This is a genomic window from Stenotrophomonas sp. STEN029 (assembly GCF_056760015.1).
Window position 1 is genome coordinate 1 of the sequence record NZ_JBRREC010000179.1, and the last position, 1,190, is coordinate 1,190.

A 1,190-nucleotide genomic window follows, 5' to 3' on the forward strand; every position below is an offset into this window, starting at 1 on the left:
GCAGGCGGGAGAGGGGCTAGTGCACTGGCAGCTGACGTGATCCGAGCCCCTCTCCCGCCTGCGGGAGAGGGGTTGGGGTGAGGGGAGGCTCTTGGCTAGAAATGCAGCCCTTGGCTTTTAAACGTTCTTCAACTCAAGAAAATACGGCTCAACCGTACCCTTGATCTTCAGCGTCATCGGGTTGCCACGGCGGTCGCGGGCCTTGCCGGCCTGGACGCGGATCCAGCCTTCCTGCACGGAATACTCTTCCACGTCATCACGCTCGATGCCGTTGAAACGCACGCCGACGCCGCGTTGCAGCGCTTCGGCATTGTGGAACGGGCTCTGCGGGTTGACCGCCAGATGATCGGGAGGGGTATCGCTCATATCAATGCTTCAGTGAAGGCCACCGTGGCCCTCTTCGGGGCGCAAGGATAACCGCTGTGGCGTGCCAAGGCTTTCGCTGGCACGCCGCTGGCGGCAGAATGCGCGCCAATCATGTAGTGGAAACAGCCCCATGCCAGACAACAGCGCCGATTACGAAGACTCTGACGAACTGCAACCGGATTTCGACGAAGACGACCATCCGGCGCGGGTCTGGAACCTGCTGTGGCTGATCAACCCGGGTGATGAAGACGCGGCGCTGCAGCAGTTCGATGCCTGGCGCGAAGCGCGCGCGGGTAACGAGGAAGACGCCACTGATGAGCAATGGCTGTGGGACCTGAAGGATGCCATCGACTGGCGTTCAGGTTTCTACGTGGACTGGAAGGACACCGATTCCTTCGTCGCCGCACTGGACGAAATGGCCGCGCGCTGGAACCTGAACATCGCCTGGGGTGGTGACTTCGACGACGAAGACTTCACCGACGACCTCGACGTACCGATGCTGATGACCACCGCCCATGACCGCCTGCGCGAGCACGGTTACACGGTGTGGAACTGGAATACCGGTGGCGATGCCTATGCCGGTTGGGTGGCACTGAGCCGCGACGACGAAGCGATGCTGGCGCTGTGCTCGTTGCTGGGTGTCGAGGTTCGCCCGGGCAGCGACCCGTTCTAAGCCCGCAGCAACGGTAGAGCCGAGCCATGCTCGGCTGGGGCTGTACCGATAGATCAACCTGTAGTGGGGGGGGGGGGGGGGGGGGGGGGGGGGGGGGGGCGGCGGGGGAGAGCGAGGCGGCCGGGGGGGGGGGGGGGGGGTGGTGGCTGGG

Annotated in this window: 2 protein-coding genes; one reads left to right on the plus strand and one right to left on the minus strand. The window is 64.2% G+C overall.

All coding sequences use genetic code 11. From position 1 onward, the window contains the following. Positions 1–117 precede the first annotated feature (117 nt). A complete protein-coding gene (locus ACVOLI_RS20485; RefSeq protein WP_296252501.1) occupies positions 118–366 on the minus strand; it encodes a DUF3297 family protein in 249 nt (82 codons plus the stop codon). Positions 367–496: 130 nt separating this feature from the next. Here ACVOLI_RS20485 and ACVOLI_RS20490 point away from each other — a divergent pair, with 130 nt between their 5' ends. Continuing rightward, positions 497–1,039 (plus strand): DUF6630 family protein, encoded by a 543-nt coding sequence (locus ACVOLI_RS20490; RefSeq protein WP_282271881.1) that lies wholly within the window; start codon positions 497–499, stop codon positions 1,037–1,039. Positions 1,040–1,190: the final 151 nt, after the last annotated feature.

Coding starts and splice junctions, on each gene's coding strand:
- ACVOLI_RS20485 (WP_296252501.1), bottom strand. CDS start 366: ATGAGCGATACCCCTCCCGATCATCTGGCGGTCAACCCGCAGAGCCCG.
- ACVOLI_RS20490 (WP_282271881.1), top strand. CDS start 497: ATGCCAGACAACAGCGCCGATTACGAAGACTCTGACGAACTGCAACCG.